Genomic DNA, 345 nt, shown 5'->3' with positions numbered 1-345 from the left:
CTATCGCCATTATCAAAGAGCATCTCATTTGTATATTACATAAATGGATGAAAAAGTAGGGAGGGAAAAATTCCCTCTCTAACTTCAAGAAGCTTTTATCAAAATCTTTTGTATCTCTTGTGTTATTGCCCCTAAAAAAATTTCAAAAGCTTGATCGATTTGTTTAAGATGTTGCTTGGAAACGTAGCCAATACAACTCCAGACAAAGATAATACTCTTGCCCCAAACGCCCTCCTCCAAAAAACACTTTATATGAAAAAGACGAAAGCATTATTCGTATAAAAAATATATAACCAAAATTACCGTCCAGGTTTATTACAGTACAATATTCTTTTAAAAACCATC

General features: G+C 32.5%; 1 protein-coding gene. It reads right to left on the bottom strand.

What is annotated here, in order from left to right:
* Window positions 1-163: 163 nt before the first annotated feature.
* Window positions 164-345: hypothetical protein (locus tag BN338_RS12775; protein WP_210160967.1), on the bottom strand; the 182-nt coding region annotated here is incomplete at its 5' end.

The organism is Bartonella queenslandensis AUST/NH15, assembly GCF_000312585.1.
Taxonomy (GTDB): domain Bacteria; phylum Pseudomonadota; class Alphaproteobacteria; order Rhizobiales; family Rhizobiaceae; genus Bartonella; species Bartonella queenslandensis_A.
Note: the sequence above shows the minus strand (reverse complement) of the source record. Positions and strands in the feature narration are given on the sequence as shown.